This is a genomic window from Nocardia sp. NPDC050712, assembly GCF_040654295.1.
Lineage (GTDB): Bacteria > Actinomycetota > Actinomycetes > Mycobacteriales > Mycobacteriaceae > Nocardia.
The window spans coordinates 148,570-168,355 of the sequence record NZ_JBFAHT010000001.1 but is presented as its reverse complement, the minus strand read 5'-3'; the positions used below and the strand labels follow the sequence as shown (position 1 = coordinate 168,355).

Genomic DNA, 19,786 nt, shown 5'->3' with positions numbered 1-19,786 from the left:
GAATGGTCACTCACCAATTCGCCAATATTCGCAGGCAGCTGCAACTGAGCAACACCTTCTGGGACGACAGCGCCACACACGGGCTGGTCGACATCGTCGCGACGGACATGCGCGACGGCACGGTGCACGACCGGGACGGCCGGACGATCGTCAACTTCTCCTCCTACTCCTACCTCGGCCTGGACAGCGACCCGCGCATCATCGCGGGCGCGCATCGCGGCCTGGACGAGACCGCGACGATCAACTCCTCCATCTCCCGGATGCGCATTCGGCTCAGCCTGCTGGAGGAGGCCGAGCAGCGCCTGTCGCGGACCTTCGGCGCCCAGGCCGTCACGGTGTCCTCGTGTGCGGCGGCGGCCTGGGCGACCCTGCCGCTGCTGGCCTCCGGGGAACTGACGGGCGGGCACGCACCGCTGGTGGTCTTCGACAAGAACGCGCACTTCTGCCTGAACGCGATGAAGCCGCTGGTCGCCGACGAGACCGAGCTGGTCACCATCGAGCACAACGACATCGAGGCGCTGGAAGAGTTGTGCCGCAAGCACTCTCATGTCGCCTACATCGCCGACGGCGTCTACAGCACCGGCGGCGGCGCCCCGCTGGCCGAGCTGCACCGGCTCCAGGACCAGTACGGGCTGTTCCTGTATTTCGATGAGGCGCACGGCATTTCGACGCTGGGTCCGAACGGGCGCGGATATGTCCTCGGCGCGCACGAGGGCTGGCGCGACCGCACGCTCATCATCGCCTCGCTCAACAAGGGCTTCGGCGCCAGCGGCGGCGTCATCTTCTTCGGCCCGCCCGGCGACGACTCGCGCAAGCCGACGCTGCTGCGCACCAGCGGCCCGCTGATGTGGTCGCAGCGGATCAACACCGCCGGTCTCGGCGCCATCGTCGCGGCCTGTGACCTGCACGACGACGGCACCGTGGACCGGTTGCAGGTCGAACTCCAGCAGCGGGTCCGGCTGTTCGACTCCCTGGTCGACACCGAGCTCGCGGGCGACGGCCTGCCGATCCGCTTCGTCAGCATCGGCCGCGAGGACACCACCGTGGCGGTGGCCCGGGACATGCTGGAGGCCGGCTTCTACACCTCCCCCGTGTTCTTCCCGATCATCCGCCGCGGCAGCGCGGGCCTGCGCCTGATGCTGCGCGCGGACCTGGAGCCCGCCACCATCCACCGCTTCGCGGACACGCTGACCGCGAGTCTGGCCGCACACCAGGACCGGGAGGAACAGCTCGCATGACTCTCACCATCGAGAACAACGTCGGTTTCGAAGCTCAGCGCCGGCAGTTGCGCGAGCACACCGCGGCGATCGTGGCGCCCCGGCGTCGGCCGGGTGACGCCAAACTGCCGGTGCGCGAACGGGTCAACCGGATCCTCGACCCCGGGACCCCGTTCCTGGAGATCGGGCGGCTGGCCGCGCACGGCATGTACGACACCGATCTGCCCGCGGCCGCGCTGGTCGTCGGGATCGGCACCATCCACGGCCGGCCGGTCATGGTGTTCGCCAACGATCCGCACGTCAAGGGCGGCACCTACTACCCGCTCACGATCAAGAAGCAGCTGCGCGGGCAGAAACTGGCGCGCGAATATCGCCTGCCCTGTGTGTATCTGGCCGACTCGGGCGGCATCTTCCTGCCGCTGCAGGAGGAGATCTTCCCGGACGAGGAACACCTCGGGAAGATGTTCCGCAACATCGCGGAGATGTCGGCGCTGGGCCTGCCGCAGATCTCGGCCGTGCTCGGCATCTGCACCGCGGGCGGGGCCTACATCCCCGCGATGAGCGACGAGACGGTGATGGTCAAGGACCTCAGCACCGTCTTCCTCGGCGGGCCGCAGCTGGTGGAGGCCGCCACCGGCATCAAGGTGGACGCGCAGACCCTCGGCGGCGCCGACCTGCACGTGCGGGAAACTGCCGTGGCCGACCACCTGGCCGCGAACGAAGAGGAAGCGCTGGCGATGATCCGCGACATCGTCGCGCGGGCGCCCGGCGACGAGGTGCGGCCACCCGCGTTCCAGGCCCTGGAACCCGCCGACGATCCGGCGCGCCTGCCGGATCTGATCCCGGCCACCACCAAGAAGGAGATGGACGTCCGCGCGATCCTGCGCTGCGTCGTCGACGCCGCCTCCTGGGTGGAGTACCGCAAGGACTACGGCATCACCATCGTGTGCGCGACCGCGCGCATCGCCGGCTACGAGGTCGGCATCATCGCCAACCAGGGCGTGATCTTCCCGGACAGCGCGCTCAAGGCGACGAACTTCATCCAGATCTGCAACCAGCGCCGGATCCCACTGTTGTTCGTGCACAACGTGAGTGGGTTCATGGTCGGCGAGCAGTACGAGCGCGAGGGCGTGGCCAAGCACGGCGCGAAGATGGTGAACGCCGTCTCCTGCGCGACGGTCCCGAAGATCTCGCTGGTGATCGGCGGCAGCTTCGGCGCCGCGAACTTCGCGATGTCGGGCCGGTCGATGGGCGGCCAGTTCATGGCGATGTGGCCGAATGCCCGCTCCACCGGCGTCGGCGGCGAGCAGGCGGCCGCGGTGATGGCGATCCTGAAGCGGGACCGGCTGCGCCGCGAAGGCAAGGAGCTCAGCCCCGCCGAGGAGGCCGCGATCAAGCAGCCGATCATCGACAGCTTCGAACAGCAGTCGCTGCCGGCCTATATCGCCGCGCGGATGTGGATCGACGCCATCGTCGAACCCGAGGACACCCGGGCCTGGCTCGCGCAGTGCCTGTCGCTGGCCCACGAGCGCTGGGACCGGACCGCCCCGGCCGCCGCCACGTTCGGGGTGCTGCGCCTGTGATCTCGACACTGCTCATCGCGAACCGCGGCGAGATCGCCGCCCGCATCGCGCGCACCTGCGCGGACCTCGGCATCGACTACGTCACCGTGAGTGTCGAGGAGGACCGCGACCTCACCTATCACGCCGGGGCCAAGGCCACCGTGCGGCTGCCCGCGGGCGGCCATCTCGACGCGGCGGCGCTGGTCCGGGCCGCCACCGAAACCGGCTGTGACGCAGTGCATCCCGGCTACGGCTTTCTCTCGGAGAACGCCGCGTTCGCCCGGGCCGTGCGCGCGGCCGGGCTGGTCTTCGTCGGACCCGCCTCGGGAACGATCGAGACCATGGCCGACAAGGCCTCGGCGCGCCAGGTGATGGCCGAGGCCGGTGTCCCCGTGCTGCCGGGCACCAAAGAGGCCAGCGACGACCTGGACACACTGGTCCGAGCGGCCGCCGATATCGGCTATCCCCTGATCGTCAAACCCGCGGGCGGAGGCGGCGGCAAGGGCATGTCGGTGCTGCACGCCGCCGACGGACTGCGCGAATCGCTGGCCTCGGCGACCCGGACCGCGACCGCGGCCTTCGCCGACGGCCGGTTGCACCTGGAGCGCTACGTCGAGCACGCGCGCCACATCGAGGTGCAGGTCTTCGGCGACGAATCCGGCAGTGTCGTGCACCTTTTCGATCGCGACTGTTCCTTGCAGCGCCGGCATCAGAAGGTGATCGAGGAGGCGCCCGCGCCGCGGATTCCCGAGGAACTGCGCGAGCGCATGTTCGACGCCGCCGTGCGCGGCGCGCGGGCGCTGCACTACACCGGCGCGGGCACGTTCGAGTTCCTGCTGGTGGGCGCCGAGTTCTTCTTCATCGAGATGAACACCCGGCTCCAGGTCGAGCACACCGTCACCGAGGAGATCACCGGGCTCGACCTGGTGGAGTGGCAACTGCGGGTCGCCGCCGGGGAGCCACTGCCCGCCACCCAGGCGCAGATCGGCTACACCGGGGCCGCGGTGCAGGTCCGGATGTACGCCGAGGACCCGTTCCGGTCCTTCCTGCCGTGCCCGGGCCCGCTCGAGGTGACCCGGTGGCCGCAGGTCCGCGTCGACCGCGCCTTCACCCGCAAGCTCGACGTCACCGGCGGATTCGATCCGATGATCGCCAAGCTCGTCGCGACCGGCGGCACCCGCGCGCAGGCGCTGGCCGCGGCCCGGCAGGCCTGCGCGGACCTGCGCTGGCACGGCATCTCGACCAACCTCGGCTTCGTCGCCCAGGTGCTGGCCGCCCCGATCGTCGCGGCGGCCGAGCACGACACCGCCTACCTGGACCGGATCGACCCGGTCGCCGAGTTCGGCGATCCCGACCGGCTCAGCGCCCTCGCGGTGGCCGCGACGCTGACCGCACCCGACCGCAGCACGCCGTGGTCGGCGGGTGCCCCGGTCGGCGACCGGACCTGGCTGGACCCCGCCGAGCACGACCTGGGCACCCTCGATCTGACGGTCGACGGCCGCCCGTTCACGGTGCGGGTCAGCGGATACGACGGCGAGGCGGTGCTGGTCCGCACCGACACCGACGGCCCGAGCGTGTCCGGTATCCGCACCGGCGACACCGTCACCGTGGGCGCGGTCACCAGCACGGTCCGCCGGGCGGGCGAGGGCTGGGTCAGCCAGGTGGCGGGGGTCACCCGCGACGTGCGCTACGCCGAATACCGCTCGCTCGGCACGACTTCGGCCGACCCCGAGATCCGTTCCCCCATGCCCGGCACGCTCGTGCGCCTGCACGTCGAATCGGGTGCGGAGGTCGAAAAAGGCCAGCTCCTCGGCGTCGTCGAGGCCATGAAGATGGAACACGAGCTGACCGCGACACACACCGGGATCGTCACCGTCACCGCGCTGGAAGGCGCGGTCGTCACCACGGCCCAATCAATTTTTCTCATCGAAGACAGGAGCACCGCGCGGTGAAGCGGAATTGGCGACTAGCGACAGCTCTCGCGGCGGCAGCCATGCTGCTGACCGCCTGCGGCGGAGCGGATACCGGGGACTCCGGGTCCGGGGAGCCGCGGAGCGGCGGGTCGTTGACCTGGGGTGTGGAGACCGAGCCGACCACGCTCAATCCGCACCTCAACGGCCAGAGCAATACACATCTGATGCTGCGCAACGTCTTCGAGACGTTGCTGGCGCGCACCACCGAGGGCGGTTTCGTCTCCTGGCTGGCCTCGGGGCACGAGATCTCGCCGGACGGACTGACCTACACCTTCACCCTGCGTGAGGGGGTGAAGTTCACCGACGGCAGCCCGCTCACCGCGGCCGCGGCGGCCCGCAACTTCACCAAGATGCAGGACGTGTCCTACTCCGGCGGGTGGTCCGCTGGGCCGCTGTCGCATCTGGCCGCGGTGGACGCCCGCGACGAGCGCACCCTGGTCTTCACCCTGAAGGACCCGTACGCGCCGTTCCTCGACTTCGCCGCCGGATTCCCCATCATCTCCCCGGCCGCGTGGGACAAGCCGCAGCTCAAAGCCGGCGGGCCGGAGATCGCGGGCACCGGCCCGTTCATCATCGACCGCTACGTCAAGGGTCAGGAACTGCACTTCCGGAAGAACCCGGACTACAACTGGGCGCCCAAGAACGCCGCGCACCAGGGCCCGGCCTACCTGGACGAGGTGACCTACCGGTTCCTGCCCGAATCCTCGGTGCGCACCGGCGCGCTCACCTCCGGCCAGGTCGACCTGATCGAGGGCGTGTCCGGCAACGACTCCTCGCTGTTCGAGGGCGATCCCGACTTCACCTACCAGCGGTCGCTCAACAACGGCAGCCCGTACACGCTGTACTGGAACGCCACCTTCGGGCCCGCCGCCGATGTGCGGGTTCGCAAGGCGCTCAACAACTCCGTCGATGTCGACGCGGTGCTGAAGTCGATCTATCGCGGCCAGCGCACCCGCGGGTGGGGCATCGCCTCCAGCGTCGACGCGCTGTTCTACGACAAGAGCGTCGAGGGCGCCTACGGCGCGAACAAGGACGCGGCCAACCGGTCGCTCGACGAAGCCGGCTGGACCGGCAAGGATTCCGAGGGCTTCCGGACCAAGGACGGCCAGCGCCTGACCATCGAACTGGTGCAGGCCCAGTCCACCGTGCGCGACCAGCGCGAGGTGCTCTTGCAGGCGGTGCAGGCACAGGCCAAGCAGAACGCGGGCATCGATCTGAAGCTGTCCTACGTCGATCTGGGCACCTACGCCGAGTTCCGCAAGAACAACACCTTCGGCGCGATCGCCAACTCCGACACCATTACCGGCGGCATCGACATCGAAAACCACTGGTACCCCGCGACGGGGCTGGGCACGCTCAACTACAGCCGTGCCACCGACCCGGAACTGTCCGGCTGGCTCCGGGCCGCGGCCGCGACCGTCGACAACACCGAACGGGCGAAGCAGTACGGTCAGCTGCAGCGATTCGCGCTGGTGGACAAGGCCTATGGATTGCCGCTCTACATTCCGGAGAACCAGCTCGCGGCCGCCGCGCACGTGCACGGCGCGGGATTCCGTCCGTACAAGCAACTCGTGGAGAACTCCTACGACATCTGGGTCTCGCGTGGGTAGCCCGGCGAGCGGGCGCGCCGAACCGGGGTGCTGTCCGTGACGCTCGAAATCACCGCTCCGCAGACGGTGGAACCCATTGCCGGCACCGCGCCCAGCGCTCGCGCCGGCACCGCCAAACGGGTTGTGCTTCGGGTGATCTCGGGCATCGGCGTCCTGTGGGGCGCGATCACCCTGTCCTTCATCGGGGTGCGGCTGGCGCCGGGCGACACGGTCGACGTGTTGCTCGGCGAGCAGCCGCGCACCCCGGAGGTCGAAGCCGCCATCCGGGCCGAATGGGGCCTGGACAGCCCGGCCGTCGTGCAGTACGCCCGCTACCTGTGGAACGTGTCGCACGGGGATTTCGGGCGGTCCTACGTGTTGCAGCGGCCGGTGGCCGAGGTGCTCGGCTCACAGGCCGGGCCCACCCTGGCGCTCACCGGGGCCGCGCTGCTCGTCGCGCTGGTCTTCGCGGTCGCCGTCGCGACGCTCACCGCCCGGCGGCGGCGGGCCCGCGCGGTCGCGAATGCCGTTGAACTGGCGCTGGTTTCGACACCGGCGTTCTGGCTCGGCATCGTGCTGCTCTCGGTCTTCAGCTTCCAGTTGAAGATCTTCCCGGTGGCGGCGAACAAGGGTTTGTCGGCGCTGGTGCTGCCCGCGCTCGCGCTCGGGCTCTCGCTCGGCGCGGTCATCTCCCAGGTGCTGCGCGACGGCTTGGAGCGGGCGCTGGACGAACCGTTCGCGGTGACGGTGCGGTCGTGGTCGGTGCGCGAGAGCGAGCTGCGCCTGCGGCACGGACTGCGCCACGCCGCCCTGCCCGCGGTGACCCTGACCGGCTGGCTGGTCGGCGGACTGCTGGGCGGCGCGGTGATCATCGAGGAGGTCTTCGGGCGGCCCGGCCTCGGCCGGGTGACGGTCGAAGCCGTGCTGGCACAGGATCTTCCGGTGGTGCTCGCGGTCGCGATCCTGTCCGCGTTCGTCTACGTGGTGATCAGCACGCTGGTCGATCTGCTGTATCCGCTACTGGATCCGCGGCTGCGCCGCGACGCCGGGCGCGGAGGTGCGCGATGACGGTCCTCGACTCCGCGCGCCCGGTACTCGGCCGAATCGCGCTGCGCGCGAAGAATATCGGCTTCGCCCCGGGGGTCGCGGTGGCGGCGGTGACGGTCGGCCTGGTCGCCGTCGCGGTCCTCGCGCCCGACGTGCTGGCCGGATCCGATCCGCTCGAAGCGGATCCCCTCGCGGCACAGCTTCCACCGAGCGCCCAGCACTGGTTCGGCACCGATCATCTGGGGCGCGACGTGTTCACCCGGGTCGTGCACGGGGCGCGCTACTCGCTGCTCATCGGCGTGACGGCCGTGGCCATCGCGGTGCTGGCCGGCACGCTGCTCGGCCTGCTGGCCGGGCTGGCCCGCGGCGCGCTCGACGAGTTGATCACCCGGTTCCTCGATGTGGTCTCGGCCTTTCCGGATCTGCTGCTGGCGCTGGTGCTGATCTCGTTCACCGGGCCGGGCACCACCAACCTGATCTTCGCGCTCGGCATCGCCTCGATCCCCCGGTTCGCCCGCGTGGTGCGCGCGCAGACCCTGGTCGTGCAGGAATCCGGATATGTCGAGCAGGCACGGACTTTCGGGCTCACCCGGGCCACGCTGGTGCGGCGGCACGTGCTGCCGCACGCGGTCGCCCAGGTGCCGATCCTGGCCACCATCGGCCTGGGCACCGCCATCCTCGGCGCGGCCGGTCTGAGCTTCCTGGGCATGGGACCGCAACCGCCCGAACCGGAATGGGGCGCGATGCTCGCCGAGGGGCGCAACTATCTGCGCAACGCCTGGTGGATCGCCGTGCTGCCGGGTGTCGCGGTCACCGCGACGGTCATCGCGGTGAGTTCCCTCGGGCGGCACTGGCAACGGCACTACGACGGGAGGCCGCCGGCATGAGTCTGGTCGCTGTCAGGAATCTGCGCATCGGCTTCGCGGGGCCGGGCGGAATCCACGATGTGGTCAAGGGCATCGACCTGCGGATCGAGCCCGGCGAGGCGGTGGCCCTGGTCGGTGAATCGGGGTCGGGCAAGTCGGTGACGGCCCGTGCGCTGGTCGGGCTGACCGGATCGAACGCGCGGGTGCGGGCCGATGAGTTCGAACTCGGCGGACAGGACGCCCGGGGGTTCCGGGAACGGCAGTGGCGCCGAATCCGGGGCGCCGACATCGGATTCGTCCTCCAGGACGCGCTCGTCTCGCTCGACCCGCTGTGCACGATCGGGGGCCAGCTGGGCGAGGCGCAACGGGTGCTGACCCGGTTACGCGGGCCCGAGCGCACCGCGCGCAGCGTCCGTCTGCTCACCGATGTCGGTGTCCCCGAACCAGAGCTGCGGTTGCGGCAGTACCCGCACGAGCTCTCCGGCGGCCTGCGCCAGCGGGCGCTGATCGCCACGGCCATCGCGGGCGATCCGCGGCTGATCATCGCCGACGAGCCGACCACCGCGCTCGACGTCACCGTGCAGCGCCAGATCCTGGATCTGCTGCGCCAGCGCAAGGCCGCGGGCAACGCACTACTGCTGATCAGCCACGATCTCGCGGTGGTCGCGGAGCTGGCCGATCGGGTGCTGGTGATGAAGGACGGCGAGATCGTCGAGGCGGGCGCGAGTCACGATGTGCTGACCCGGCCCGCGCATCCGTATACGAACAAGCTGCTCGCCGCCGTACCGTCGGCGGCCTCGCGGGGGACGGCGCTCTCGGTTGCCGAGCGCCCGCCGCTGCCGGAGCGGACGATCGACGACACCCGAATCGTGTTGTCGGCGCGGAAGCTTCGCAAGACCTACGGTTCCGGAGCGGCCGCGCGCACCGTGGTCGCCGATGTCGACTTCGATCTGTTCGCCGGTGAAACCCTCGGCATCGTCGGCGAATCCGGCTCCGGCAAGACGACGACCGCGCGGATGGCGCTCGGGCTCGTCGCGCCCAGCTCGGGCCGCGTCGTCGTCGACGGTGCACCGTGGAGCGAACTGCCGGAAAAGGAACTGCGGCGTCTTCGCGGCACCGCGCAGCTGATCGCGCAGGATCCGCTCAGCTCCTTCGATCCGCGCTACACCGTCGAGCGCATCATCGGGGAAAGCCTGGACACCGTGGGGATTCGGGGCCGGGCCCGCGCCGGGCGGGTCCGGGAGATCCTGGACGCGGTGCACCTGAGCCGCGAGTTGCTCGACCGGCACCCCCGCACCCTGTCCGGCGGCCAGCGCCAGCGCGTGGCCATCGCCCGCGCGCTCGCGCCGAACCCGGCCCTGCTCGTCGCCGACGAACCGGTCTCGGCGCTCGACGTGTCCGTTCAGGCCCAGATCCTCGATCTGCTCGCCGAATTGCAGGCCGGGTTCGGCACCGCGCTGCTGCTCATCTCGCACGATCTCGGGGTGGTGCACCACCTCGCGGATCGCGTGGTCGTCATGAAAGACGGACGGGTCGTCGAATCCGGTGCGGTCGACTCGGTGCTGCACGCGCCACAGCACGAATACACCCGCCGGCTGGTCGCCTCGGTCCCCCGCCTGCCCGAGCTCAGCGCGGAGGCCTAGGCCCGCTATCTCGCTGCCCGGCAACGGATCCCGGCGAGTACCGCGTCGAGCAGCCGGTCGAACTCGGCCACCGAGCCGAAGTCGGCCAGCTGCGGCGCGAGCGCGGCCAGCGCCGGATACCGGGTGGCGTCGATTTCGGGAACCGTTGGCACGGTGTCGGTTTCGGCGCTGATCGCCGCCAGCAGGTAACCGTTGAGAAAACCGAACAGCAGCAGCGGGGTGTCGGCGATCAGCCGATCGGGCAGAGCGGCCGCGCGCATCGCGGTGACCAGCGTTTCCAGCGCGGCCAGGGCGGTCGGTGAGGTCTGCGGGCGGGTGGCCAGCAGCGGGATCACCCGGGGATGACGGCAGGCGATCTCGCGATAACTGTGCGCCGTCCAGCGGGCGACAGCCTCCCAGTCCCCGGCGTCGTGCGCCACGTCGGGCAACTCGGCGAGCACCGCCTCGGACACCGAATCCAGCAGGGCCGCCTTGCCTTTGATGTGGTTGTAGATCGACATCGGATCGACACCGAGGTCGTCGGCCAGCCGCCGGACTCCGAAGCGCTCGAGACCGTCGCGGTCGACGAGCGCGACGGCGGCGGCCACGATCCGCTCGCGGGTGAGCCCCGCCGCTGTGCCCTGCGCCCGCCTGGCCATGTTCGCCCCTCTCCTTGTCAAACCTACGCCGTAGGATATACCGTCGTCCTTGAAACCTACGACGTAGGTTAGAAAGGGAAGCGACATCATGAAGACCAGACGATTCGAGCGATCGACCCTCGGCGCGATGCTCGCGGGACTGGGGCTCACCGTCCTGGTGACCAGCACCCCATACCTGGACCGGTCCTTGCTGGCCGACCACATTCGATCCGGCTATCCCACCTACTCCGACGCCCGCATCGACTCGGCCGTCGGCGCCTACCTCATCCTGCTCACGGTCATCGGGGCACTCGGCGTCCTCGCTTGGCTCGGGTCCGCCTGGGCGGTCAAAGCGGGCAAGCGGTGGGCCCGCCCGGCCGCGACCACACTGTTCGTCCTGGGCACCGGCCTCGGGCTGACCCTGCTGCTCACGAACGACGCGTCCGGCGATACCGGCTTGGCGCCCGTGCTCGGCTGGGCCGGAATGGCGCCCAGCCTGGCCGGGCTGGTGGCCGTCGCACTGCTGTGGCGGGGCGCCCGCGATGGCCGCACCATGGGTCACGACAACTACGCGCGATTGGGGTAGGCACTTACGGATCGGCATCATCGGGGTGGGCAAACTCGGGCAGGCGCTCGTGGCCGGGTTGTACAGCGGCGGCGACGCGCCGGAAGTGTTCCTCTCGCCCAGGGGTGCGCGGATCGCCGGGGAGCTGGCCGCGCGGTACGACGGTGTCCAGGTCTGCGCCGGTAACCAGGAGGTGGTGCGCCGGGCGGAGGTGGTGATCATCGCCGTACGCCGGGCGGACCGGCACGAGGCACTGAGCGGCCTGCGCGTGGACGGCGACAAGACGGTGGTCAATGTGATGGCGGGGGTGAGCAACGACGAGTTGCGCCGGATTCTCGCCACCGAGGCGCCGCTGGTGCGCGCCATCCCGCTGCCTTCCGCGCGCGAACGGCGCTCGGTGACAGTCGTTTTCCCGTCCCACCCGGTGGTGGACGCGCTCTTCGATCGGCTCGGCGGCGCCCTGCCGGTCGCGGATGAAGCGGCCTTCGACGTGCTGTCGGCCGTGACCGGCGCGCAGACCGCGCACTACGCGTACCTGACCGCGCTCACCGGATGGGCCGTCGGACACGGCATCCCCGCCGACGCCGCGGAACGCTACGTGCGCAGCCTCTTCCAGGATGTCGGCCGCTCGCTGGGCGCGGAACGCTCGCTGGGCGAACTCGCCGCCGAGCACGAGACGCCGAAGGGCAACAACGAGCGCATTCGCACCACCTGGTTCGACCAGGCCAACGCCGACGCGCTCGGCGCCGCGCTGGACGATCTACTCACCGACCTCCGGTGAAACCGGTGCGGCACGGTCCTTGCCGCGGCGAGAACGGCGCGGGGACTTGCCGACCCGGTCGATGCGCGGGTCCTCGGCGACCTCGTAGCGCTTGACGTACAGGCCGAGGAAGGCTTGCAGCGTGGCCACGGCCGGGATAGCGAGCAGCGCGCCGACCGCGCCGTGCAGCGCGCCGCCGGCCATCACGGCCAGCAGCGCGATCGCCGGATTCACATCGACGCTGTGCGCGGTGATCCGCGGCTGCAGGACATAGTCCTGGAAGACCTGATAGACCACGACGAAGATCAGGATCCACACCGCGTCGATCGGGTGAATGGTGAGCGCCACCAGGATCGGCAGCAGGCCGGCCAGATAGGTGCCGATGATCGGGACGAACGAGGCGATCACGCCGAAGCAGATGCCGAGCTCGATCGCGTTGGGGATGCGGAGCGCCCAAAGGAACAGGCCGTGCGCGAGCGCGGAGATCACCGCGAGCAACGCCCTGCTGTACAGGTAGCCGCCGGTCTTCTCGATCGCGAGATCCCAGGCCCGCAGGATCATGTCCTGGCGCTCGGTCGGCAGCCAGGAGCACATCGACCGCCGCATCCGCGGTCCGTACACCGTGAAATAGATGCTGAACAGCGCGACGGTGAGAAAGCGGCCGAGCTCACCGAGCACGGTGTAGGACAGGCCCCAGGCGTGATTGGCCGCGCTCTGCGCGTAGTTGCTGATCACATCGGATTCCTCGAGCAGCCGCTTGCGCAGTTTCGCCACCGTGAAGTCCTGGTGGAACGTCGAATTCACCCACCCGACGGCCTCATCGATCAGGCGCGGGAATTCGTTGACCACGCCGGACACGGTGTGCACCAGCAACACCCCGAGCGCCGCGGTGAACCCGGCCACGCACGCGTACAGCAGGACGAAGACGAACCCGGTCGCCAGCCCGCGCGACAGGCCGCGGGCCGCGAGATTGTCGACCGCGGGTTCCATCGCCAGCGCGACGAAGAACGCGACCAGGACCAGGATGAACAGCCCGAGCAGCCGGTAGACGGCCCAGTTGCACAGCTCGAAGACGCCGGCCAGCACGAACGCGAGCACCATCGCCCGCGGCAGCCAGCGCGGCATCCGGCGCGCCGTATCCCAGGTCGCGGCGGATCGGTCCGGTGCAGGTGGGGTAGCCACGAGCCTCAGTGTGGCCCACCGGTCAGCAAATACTCGGTTACAGCAGCCGGTGATTCGATAATCGGGCTTGACTCTCCAGCCGCGGGAGGGTTCAGGCTCGACGCGGACCCGAGAGGAGCACTGTGAAGATCGATCTCGCCAAGAGCGACAAGCACTACTACACGGCCGCGGCCGCACCCCAACTGCGGACCTTCGAGGCCTGCGACTATTTGGCGGTCACCGGGGTGGGCGCACCCGCCGGGCCGGAGTACACCGAGGCCGTCACCGCGCTGTACCGGGCGGCGTACGGAATAAAGAAGCGGGCCAAGGCGGCGGAGCGGGATTTCGTGGTGGCCAAGCTCGAGGGCCTGTGGTGGGTGGAAGACGACCGGCCCGCGCTGACGGTGCCGCGCGCGGAATGGCACTGGCAGTTGCTCATTCGGCTGCCGGAGGTGGTCACCGAGCAGATGGCGGCCGAGGTGGTGACCGAGCCGGTCACCGTGCAGCGGTTACACGAGGGGCTCGCGGTGCAGGCGCTGCACGTCGGCCCGTACGCGACCGAACCCGAAACACTGGCGCGGATGGACGCTTTCATGACCGCCGAGGGCCTGACGATGAACGGCAGGCATCACGAGATCTACCTGTCGGACCCGCGCAGGACACCGGGGAACAGCACGAAAACCATTCTGCGCCACCCGGCGCGACGGCTCTAGCGACTACTGGACGCGGCCCGCGTAGGCGAGCAGCCTGCGGTGTGCCGGTGCGTCGGCGGCGATCTCGACCGCGGCGTCGAACATGCCCGGCTTGCGGAAGGCGTCGAGGCCGCCCTGCTCGGCCATGAGGGTGAGCAGGTCGGCGCAGAGCTGATCGTCGGCGAGATCGGGCCGGTCGATGGCCACCGCGAGATCGACGCCGTGCACGACCAGCTCGGTCAGGTGGACGGCGGCCGCGAAATGCCCGGGTAGTGCGCCGAGCCCGATCTCGACCGTCGCCTCCAGCGCGTCCGGGCGATGCCAGGCGGCCCGGTCGATCTCGGCGGCCGCGCCGAACGCGCCCTGCGGATCCGAACTCAGCCAGTCGTCGTCGTGGCCGGCGCCCGCGTCCATCCCGCTCAGCGCGGCCGCGAACAGGTGCATCCCGCCCACCAGGTGATTGAGGACGGCGCGCACATCCCATTCCCGACACGGAGTGGCCGCCGTCAACTGCTCGGCCGTGATGGCCGCGACGATCACTTCCGCGGTATCCAGCGCGCGATCGATCTGGCCGATCACTCCGACGGGACGGGTAGGCGCAGTCTCCATGGGCTTCCTTCGCTCGAGCGGATGCAGCATTGATAGCACGACCGGCTGACAAGTGGCAGCAACCGCAGGATCGGATTACCCGGCATCACCAGCCGCGAAAACAACTGTGGTGCTGCCCATACCGCGATCGCGACGGCGGGCGGACGACCTCCGCTGTGTGCCGGATCACCTGTTCGACGCAGCGCGAATCGCCGCCAAACCTGTTGCAGCACTGGGTTCGAAGGGATTCGGTGCCGATAGCGGAGCGATCGCCGGGTGTCGACGATGGCATGATCCCCGCCGGTGACGGAAACGCCGGTGACGAGCGAATCGACTGCGCCGGAACCGATTTCGCCGTCAAGGACACTATCCGCGAAGAATGCCGAGGTGGGCGATCGGCGCGCGGGCCCTCAGCTCGGTTGCGCGTGCCCCTCGGCGCCGGACTCGTCCTTGGTCGCTTTGGTGATGCCGGGCTCGGTGCCCTCGTCGGCTTCCTGATCGGGCTCCGGATGCTCGGGCTCGAAGGTCTCCGGGAGGTTCTTCAGGTGCCGGTTCATGGAGCGGACCAGCAGCACGGTGCCGGCCAGCAGCACCAGCACGATCACCAGGCCGAGCGGGGAGGCCTTGCCGAATTCCGGGCCGGTCGGGGTTCCGGGTGTCTGGGCGAGCAGTTCGAGCAACATCAGCCCTGGACTCCACTACGGGGATGGTCGCCGACGGAGTCGGCGGGGTGGGTGAGTTCAGCTTCTTCGATGCCCGCGAACAGGTCGTTCTCGGGGAGAGCGGTGCGGACCCGGGTCTGGGCCAGCTCGAATTCCTCGGTCGGCCACAGCCGCTGCTGCATCTCCAGCGGTATCGCGAAGAACGCGCCGTTCGGGTCGATCTGGGTGGCGTGCGCCCGCAGCGCGTCGTCACGCTGGTTGAAGTACTTGCCGCAATCGATCTGGGTGGTGACCCGCGACATGATGTCCCCGCGGTCCACCGAGTACCCGCGCATCCGGTCCAGCCACTCCTGCAGCGGGAAGGGCTCGCCGTTGCGCTCGTACTCCGCGGCGAACAGCTCCAGCCGCTTCATCGAGAAACCGTGGTCGTAGTACAGCTTGAGCGGCGTCCACGGCGCACCCGCGTCGGGGAAGCGCTCCGGGTCGCCCGCGGCCTCGAACGCGGCCATCGACACCAGATGGCACTGGATGTGGTCGGGGTGCGGGTAACCGCCGGTCTCGTCGTAGGTGGTGATGACGTGCGGCTTGAACTCGCGGATGACGCGCACCAGCGCCTCGGTGGCCTCCTCGAGCGGCACCAGCGCGAAGCAGCCCTCGGGCAGCGGCGGCAGCGGGTCGCCCTCGGGCAGGCCGGAATCCACGAAGCCGAGCCAGGTCTGCCGGACACCGAGCGCGCGGGCGGCGGCGGCCATCTCCTCGCGGCGGATCTCGTCGATGCGATCCAGCACGCCGGGGGTATCCATGGCAGGGTTGAGGATGCTGCCGCGTTCGCCGCCGGTCAGCGTGACGATCAGGACGTCGTGTCCCTCGTCGGCGTAACGTGCGGTCGTCGCGGCGCCCTTGCTGGACTCGTCGTCCGGGTGGGCGTGCACCGCCATGAGGCGAAGGCCACTCACGATTTCGTTCACCATCGCTCTCGGTCGCGGGTGTCGGATGGTCGTTCCCTATAGTTCCATCCGACCTACTTTTGTTCCGACCTACCCCCCGGAGTGATCGCTATGACCGACGCGGAGTCCACAGCTGCGGCGCGACACGCCGACCGCTATGGGAAGGTTCAGCGGGTTCGGCGGCCGTGGATTCCGATCGTGCTCAGCGTGCTGGTGGTGCTGGCCGGGGTCGGCGTCGCCTTCCTGGGCTACCAGAAGTACGGGCCCAAGGACATCGAGGCCGAAGGGCTCGGCTACCAGCAGATCGACGACTCCACCATGACGGTCCGGTTCAAGGTGACCCGCAAGGATCCGGGACAGCCCGTGGTGTGTTTCGTGCGGGTGATGTCCAGCAACAGCGCCGAGATCGGCCGTCGCGAAGTGCTGATCCCGCCGTCCGAGAGCGGCACCCTGGAGCTGACCACCACCGTGCGGTCCTCGTCCCGGCCATCGGCCGGCAACGTTTACGGATGCGCCGATCAGGTGCCGGGTTACCTGCGAGCCGGGTGATCAACCGGACCTATCCGGCGAACAAACGGCACCCCTCGGACACAAAACAAGTTCCGACCTGCATGTTTGTGATTCATGCTAAAATGGCGTGATACACGGTTCCGGACCTCGGAGCCGTGTTTGCTGCATTGGCGGCCAGCGCAGGGAATCTTGGGTTTTCGGGTTTGCCCGGGATCAGGTCGGTAGGAGTTCTTCGAACCTCCATTGATCGCGCCTGGTCGTCGGCTGGTGCGTGCCCGCTCCCGGGTGGGTACTGCGGCAGCTACGAAGAAATCCCGGTTTTCCGGGAACAACTACTAGGGAGTGATCGAGATGACTGAGACGCAAGTGACTTGGCTGACCCCGGAGTCGCACGACAGGCTCAAGGGCGAACTCGACGCGCTCATCGCCAACCGTCCCGTCATCGCCGCCGAGATCAATGAACGCCGTGAAGAGGGTGACCTCAAGGAGAACGGCGGCTACCACGCCGCGCGTGAAGAGCAGGGTCAGCAGGAGGCGCGCATTCGCCAGCTGCAGGAACTGCTGAACAACGCGAAGGTCGGTGTCGCGCCCACCAAGTCCGGTGTGGCGCTGCCCGGTTCGGTCGTCAAGGTCTACTACGACGGCGACGAGTCCGACACCGAGACCTTCCTGATCGCTACCCGCGAAGAGGGCCTCAGCGATTCCAAGCTGGAGACCTACTCCCCCGCGTCGCCGCTCGGCGGGGCGCTCATCGACGCCAAGGTCGGCGAGACCCGGGAATACCAGTTGCCCAACGGCAACGTCATGAAGGTCACCCTGGTCAGCGCGGAGCCCTACCACAGCTGATCCGCCGGTAGCCGAAAACCCGTAGCAGACGCAAGCGGCCGCACCCGATCTCGAGTGCGGCCGCTTCGTCATCTGTGTGGTCCTATCCCGCCAGCGCCTGCTCGACATCGGCGAGTAGATCCGCGCCGTCCTCGATGCCGACCGACAGCCGCACCAGATCCGCGGGCACCTCCAGCTCCGAGCCCTCGGTGGAGGCGTGCGTCATGGCGCCGGGATGCTCGATCAGCGATTCCACGCCGCCGAGCGATTCGGCCAGGGTGAAGATCTTGGTGCGCGAGCAGAAGTCGTGCGCCGCCTCCTTGCCGCCGTGCAGCCGCACCGAGATCATGCCGCCGAAACGGCGCATCTGCTTGTCGGCGACCTGGTGGCCGGGATGCTCGGGCAGGCCCGGGTAGATGACCTGGGCGATGGCCGGATGCTTGACCAGGAACTCGGCCAGCAGCTCGGCGTTGTCGCAGTGCCGTTCCATCCGCAGTGCGAGGGTCTTGGCGCCGCGCATGGTCAGGTAGGCGTCGAACGGGCCGGGGACCGCGCCCGCGCCGTTCTGCAGGAACGCGAACGCCGCGTCCAGCTCGGGATCGTCGGTGATCAGCACGCCGCCCACCACGTCGGAGTGACCGCCCAGGTACTTGGTGGTCGAGTGGGTGACGATGTCGGCGCCGTGCAGCAGCGGCTGCTGCAGGTACGGGGTGGCGAAGGTGTTGTCGACCACGAGCTTGGCGCCGGCGTCGTGCGCGATCTCGGCCAGGGCCGGGATGTCGCCGATGTTGAGCAGCGGGTTGGTCGGGGTCTCGATCCAGACCAGCTTGGTGTTCGGGCGGATCGCGGCGCGCACGGCATCGGGGTCGGAGACCGCCGCCGGCGAGTGCGTGATGCCCCACTGGGTGAACACCTTGTCGATCAGGCGGAAGGTGCCGCCGTAGGCGTCGTCGGGGATGACGACGTGATCACCGGGGCGCAGGGTGGCGCGCAGCGCGCAGTCGGTGGCCGCCATGCCCGAGGCGAAGGCGCGGCCGAAACGGCCGGATTCCAGCGCGGCGAGGTTGGCTTCCAGCGCCTGGCGGGTCGGGTTGCCGGTGCGGGCGTACTCGAAGCCGCCGCGCAGGCCGCCGACGCCGTCCTGGGCGAACGTCGAACTCGCGTAGATCGGAACGTTCACCGCGCCGGTTTGCGGATCCGGTTCGAATCCGGCGTGCACGGCCCGTGTGGAAAATCCCAACCCTTCAGCACTCATAGCGCCAGCCTAAATGGGTCCGATTCGGCCGCTGCCTTCGGGCACGGGGTTGGGTGGCTCGGCGGTAGCGTGAGGTCCATGCTCAGCGTTGATGAACTGTTCGCCACCGACTCCCTGCTCAGTGCCGAGGAACGCGAGATCCGCGACACCGTACGAGACTTCGCCACCCAGAAGCTGCGACCCCATATCGCGGACTGGTTCGAGGAAGGCACCTTCCCGGCCCGGGAGATGGCGCCGGAACTCGGCAAGCTCGGTTTGCTGGGCATGCACCTGGACGGCTACGGCTGCGCCGGCATGTCGGCGACCACCTACGGCCTGGCCTGCCAGGAGCTGGAGGCGGTGGATTCCGGTGTGCGCAGCATGGTTTCGGTGCAGGGCTCGCTCGCGATGACCGCGATCCACAAGTTCGGCTCCGAGGAGCAGAAGCAGCAGTGGCTGCCCGGGATGGCCGAGGGCCGCGTCATCGGCTGCTTCGGCCTGACCGAGCCGGACTTCGGCTCCAACCCGGGCGGCATGCGGACCCGCGCGGTGCGCGACGGCGCGGACTGGGTGCTCAACGGCTCGAAGATGTGGATCACCAACGGCTCGGTCGCGGACGTGGCCGTCATCTGGGCCCAGACCGAGGACAAGATCCGCGGCTTCGTCGTGCCGACCGACAGCCCCGGCTTCACCGCCCGCGTGATGCACCGCAAGCTGTCGCTGCGCGCCTCGGTGACCGCCGAGCTGGACTTCGACGACGTGCGCCTGCCCGCCGAGGCCGTGCTGCCGGAATCGCGCGGGCTGGCCGCGCCGCTGGCCTGCCTGAGCGAGGCCCGCTTCGGCATCATCTTCGGCGCGCTGGGCGCCGCCCGGGACTGCCTGGAAGCCACCATCGACTACGCCCGCACCCGCGAGGTGTTCGACAAGCCGCTGGCCGCCTACCAGCTGACCCAGGCCAAGCTGGCCGACATGGCCCTGGAGTACGGCAAGGGCCAGTTGCTGGCGCTGCACCTGGGCCGGCTCAAGGACCGGCACGAGCTGCTGTCCGACCAGATCAGCGCCGGAAAATTGAACAGCACGCGGGAGGCGATCAAGATCGCCCGGGAGTGCCGCACGATCCTCGGCGCGAACGGCATCACGCTGGACTATCCGGTGCTGCGGCACGCCAACAATCTCGAGTCCGTTTTGACCTATGAGGGGACCGCCGAAGTCCATCAACTGGTCCTCGGAAAAGCACTGACGGACGCGAATGCGTTTCGCTGACAAACACTTTCGGAGCCCGGGATAAATAGGTCGAAGATCACATTTTGATAAACACTGCATGATTG

At 69.2% G+C, this 19,786-nt stretch carries 19 protein-coding genes; 13 read left to right on the top strand and 6 right to left on the bottom strand.

Translation table 11 applies throughout. The annotated features are described in order from the left end of the window. Positions 1-2: 2 nt before the first annotated feature. Genes AB0H76_RS00810 through AB0H76_RS00780 form a run of 7 tightly spaced genes read left to right on the top strand, consistent with a single transcriptional unit; the run spans position 3 to position 9,897 of the window. Positions 3-1,238, top strand: a complete 1,236-nt coding sequence (locus AB0H76_RS00810) for an aminotransferase class I/II-fold pyridoxal phosphate-dependent enzyme (protein WP_357315448.1) — start codon at positions 3-5, stop codon at positions 1,236-1,238. Further along, positions 1,235-2,800: a carboxyl transferase domain-containing protein gene (locus tag AB0H76_RS00805; protein WP_357315445.1), complete on the top strand. Its 1,566-nt coding sequence runs from the start codon at positions 1,235-1,237 to the stop codon at positions 2,798-2,800. The genes AB0H76_RS00810 and AB0H76_RS00805 overlap by 4 nt, the downstream gene beginning before the upstream one ends. Beyond that, positions 2,797-4,731: a biotin carboxylase N-terminal domain-containing protein gene (locus AB0H76_RS00800; protein ID WP_357315441.1), complete on the top strand. Its 1,935-nt coding sequence runs from the start codon at positions 2,797-2,799 to the stop codon at positions 4,729-4,731. The genes AB0H76_RS00805 and AB0H76_RS00800 overlap by 4 nt, the downstream gene beginning before the upstream one ends. Beyond that, complete coding sequence (locus AB0H76_RS00795; RefSeq protein ID WP_357315439.1) at positions 4,728-6,362, top strand: ABC transporter substrate-binding protein; 1,635 nt, start codon at positions 4,728-4,730, stop codon at positions 6,360-6,362. Before AB0H76_RS00800 ends, AB0H76_RS00795 begins: the two co-directional genes overlap by 4 nt. Positions 6,363-6,398: 36 nt before the next feature. Next, positions 6,399-7,409 (top strand): ABC transporter permease, encoded by a 1,011-nt coding sequence (locus tag AB0H76_RS00790; RefSeq protein WP_357315434.1) that lies wholly within the window; start codon positions 6,399-6,401, stop codon positions 7,407-7,409. Further along, entirely contained in the window at positions 7,406-8,275 is an 870-nt protein-coding gene (locus AB0H76_RS00785; RefSeq protein ID WP_357315432.1) for an ABC transporter permease, read from the top strand. Before AB0H76_RS00790 ends, AB0H76_RS00785 begins: the two co-directional genes overlap by 4 nt. Next, positions 8,272-9,897: an ABC transporter ATP-binding protein gene (locus tag AB0H76_RS00780; protein ID WP_357315429.1), complete on the top strand. Its 1,626-nt coding sequence runs from the start codon at positions 8,272-8,274 to the stop codon at positions 9,895-9,897. The genes AB0H76_RS00785 and AB0H76_RS00780 overlap by 4 nt, the downstream gene beginning before the upstream one ends. Positions 9,898-9,902: 5 nt before the next feature. On the opposite strand, the gene AB0H76_RS00775 is transcribed toward AB0H76_RS00780, so the two are convergent. Continuing rightward, positions 9,903-10,535: a TetR/AcrR family transcriptional regulator C-terminal domain-containing protein gene (locus tag AB0H76_RS00775; RefSeq protein ID WP_357315426.1), complete on the bottom strand. Its 633-nt coding sequence runs from the start codon at positions 10,533-10,535 to the stop codon at positions 9,903-9,905. An 88-nt stretch (positions 10,536-10,623) separates the two neighbouring features. On the opposite strand from AB0H76_RS00775, the gene AB0H76_RS00770 reads away from it, so the two are divergent. Continuing rightward, entirely contained in the window at positions 10,624-11,100 is a 477-nt protein-coding gene (locus AB0H76_RS00770) for a hypothetical protein (protein ID WP_357315424.1), read from the top strand. Continuing rightward, entirely contained in the window at positions 11,057-11,860 is an 804-nt protein-coding gene (locus tag AB0H76_RS00765) for an NAD(P)-binding domain-containing protein (RefSeq protein ID WP_357315421.1), read from the top strand. The genes AB0H76_RS00770 and AB0H76_RS00765 overlap by 44 nt, the downstream gene beginning before the upstream one ends. Here AB0H76_RS00765 and AB0H76_RS00760 read toward each other — a convergent pair. After that, a complete protein-coding gene (locus AB0H76_RS00760; RefSeq protein ID WP_357315418.1) occupies positions 11,840-13,021 on the bottom strand; it encodes an AI-2E family transporter in 1,182 nt (393 codons plus the stop codon). The genes AB0H76_RS00765 and AB0H76_RS00760 overlap by 21 nt on opposite strands. 122 nt (positions 13,022-13,143) lie before the next feature. Here AB0H76_RS00760 and AB0H76_RS00755 point away from each other — a divergent pair, with 122 nt between their 5' ends. Next, a complete protein-coding gene (locus AB0H76_RS00755; RefSeq protein WP_357315415.1) occupies positions 13,144-13,713 on the top strand; it encodes a GyrI-like domain-containing protein in 570 nt (189 codons plus the stop codon). A 3-nt stretch (positions 13,714-13,716) separates the two neighbouring features. Here AB0H76_RS00755 and AB0H76_RS00750 read toward each other — a convergent pair whose 3' ends face one another. The 3 genes from AB0H76_RS00750 to mca form a co-directional block, all read right to left on the bottom strand. Next, positions 13,717-14,301: a TIGR03086 family metal-binding protein gene (locus AB0H76_RS00750; protein WP_357315412.1), complete on the bottom strand. Its 585-nt coding sequence runs from the start codon at positions 14,299-14,301 to the stop codon at positions 13,717-13,719. A gap of 389 nt (positions 14,302-14,690) precedes the next feature. Beyond that, a complete protein-coding gene (locus tag AB0H76_RS00745; RefSeq protein ID WP_357315411.1) occupies positions 14,691-14,963 on the bottom strand; it encodes a hypothetical protein in 273 nt (90 codons plus the stop codon). Further along, positions 14,963-15,880, bottom strand: a complete 918-nt coding sequence (gene mca, locus AB0H76_RS00740) for a mycothiol conjugate amidase Mca (protein WP_357320255.1) — start codon at positions 15,878-15,880, stop codon at positions 14,963-14,965. Before mca ends, AB0H76_RS00745 begins: the two co-directional genes overlap by 1 nt. Before the next feature lie 120 nt (positions 15,881-16,000). On the opposite strand from mca, the gene AB0H76_RS00735 reads away from it, so the two are divergent. After that, a complete protein-coding gene (locus AB0H76_RS00735; RefSeq protein ID WP_357315408.1) occupies positions 16,001-16,438 on the top strand; it encodes a DUF4307 domain-containing protein in 438 nt (145 codons plus the stop codon). A 312-nt stretch (positions 16,439-16,750) separates the two neighbouring features. Continuing rightward, positions 16,751-17,245, top strand: coding sequence for a transcription elongation factor GreA (greA, locus tag AB0H76_RS00730; protein ID WP_357315405.1), 495 nt, complete (start codon positions 16,751-16,753; stop codon positions 17,243-17,245). An 82-nt stretch (positions 17,246-17,327) separates the two neighbouring features. Here greA and AB0H76_RS00725 read toward each other — a convergent pair whose 3' ends face one another. Beyond that, positions 17,328-18,479 carry a cystathionine gamma-synthase gene (locus AB0H76_RS00725; RefSeq protein WP_357315402.1) on the bottom strand — a complete coding sequence of 384 codons (1,152 nt, stop codon included), beginning with the start codon at positions 18,477-18,479 and terminating at the stop codon, positions 17,328-17,330. Between the two features lie 78 nt (positions 18,480-18,557). Between AB0H76_RS00725 and AB0H76_RS00720 the strand changes: the two genes are divergently transcribed. After that, on the top strand, positions 18,558-19,721 hold the full coding sequence (locus AB0H76_RS00720) for an acyl-CoA dehydrogenase family protein (RefSeq protein WP_357315399.1): 1,164 nt from the start codon (positions 18,558-18,560) through the stop codon (positions 19,719-19,721). Positions 19,722-19,786 lie beyond the last annotated feature (65 nt).

Excerpts from the sequence above, each read along its gene's own strand:
- AB0H76_RS00810 (WP_357315448.1), top strand. The coding sequence starts at position 3 with ATGGTCACTCACCAATTCGCCAATATTCGCAGGCAGCTGCAACTGAGC.
- AB0H76_RS00805 (WP_357315445.1), top strand. The coding sequence starts at position 1,235 with ATGACTCTCACCATCGAGAACAACGTCGGTTTCGAAGCTCAGCGCCGG.
- AB0H76_RS00785 (WP_357315432.1), top strand. The coding sequence starts at position 7,406 with ATGACGGTCCTCGACTCCGCGCGCCCGGTACTCGGCCGAATCGCGCTG.
- AB0H76_RS00780 (WP_357315429.1), top strand. The coding sequence starts at position 8,272 with ATGAGTCTGGTCGCTGTCAGGAATCTGCGCATCGGCTTCGCGGGGCCG.
- AB0H76_RS00775 (WP_357315426.1), bottom strand. The coding sequence starts at position 10,535 with ATGGCCAGGCGGGCGCAGGGCACAGCGGCGGGGCTCACCCGCGAGCGG.
- AB0H76_RS00770 (WP_357315424.1), top strand. The coding sequence starts at position 10,624 with ATGAAGACCAGACGATTCGAGCGATCGACCCTCGGCGCGATGCTCGCG.
- AB0H76_RS00765 (WP_357315421.1), top strand. The coding sequence starts at position 11,057 with ATGGCCGCACCATGGGTCACGACAACTACGCGCGATTGGGGTAGGCAC.
- AB0H76_RS00750 (WP_357315412.1), bottom strand. The coding sequence starts at position 14,301 with ATGGAGACTGCGCCTACCCGTCCCGTCGGAGTGATCGGCCAGATCGAT.
- AB0H76_RS00745 (WP_357315411.1), bottom strand. The coding sequence starts at position 14,963 with ATGTTGCTCGAACTGCTCGCCCAGACACCCGGAACCCCGACCGGCCCG.
- mca (WP_357320255.1), bottom strand. The coding sequence starts at position 15,880 with ATGGCGGTGCACGCCCACCCGGACGACGAGTCCAGCAAGGGCGCCGCG.
- AB0H76_RS00735 (WP_357315408.1), top strand. The coding sequence starts at position 16,001 with ATGACCGACGCGGAGTCCACAGCTGCGGCGCGACACGCCGACCGCTAT.
- greA (WP_357315405.1), top strand. The coding sequence starts at position 16,751 with ATGACTGAGACGCAAGTGACTTGGCTGACCCCGGAGTCGCACGACAGG.
- AB0H76_RS00725 (WP_357315402.1), bottom strand. The coding sequence starts at position 18,479 with ATGAGTGCTGAAGGGTTGGGATTTTCCACACGGGCCGTGCACGCCGGA.
- AB0H76_RS00720 (WP_357315399.1), top strand. The coding sequence starts at position 18,558 with ATGCTCAGCGTTGATGAACTGTTCGCCACCGACTCCCTGCTCAGTGCC.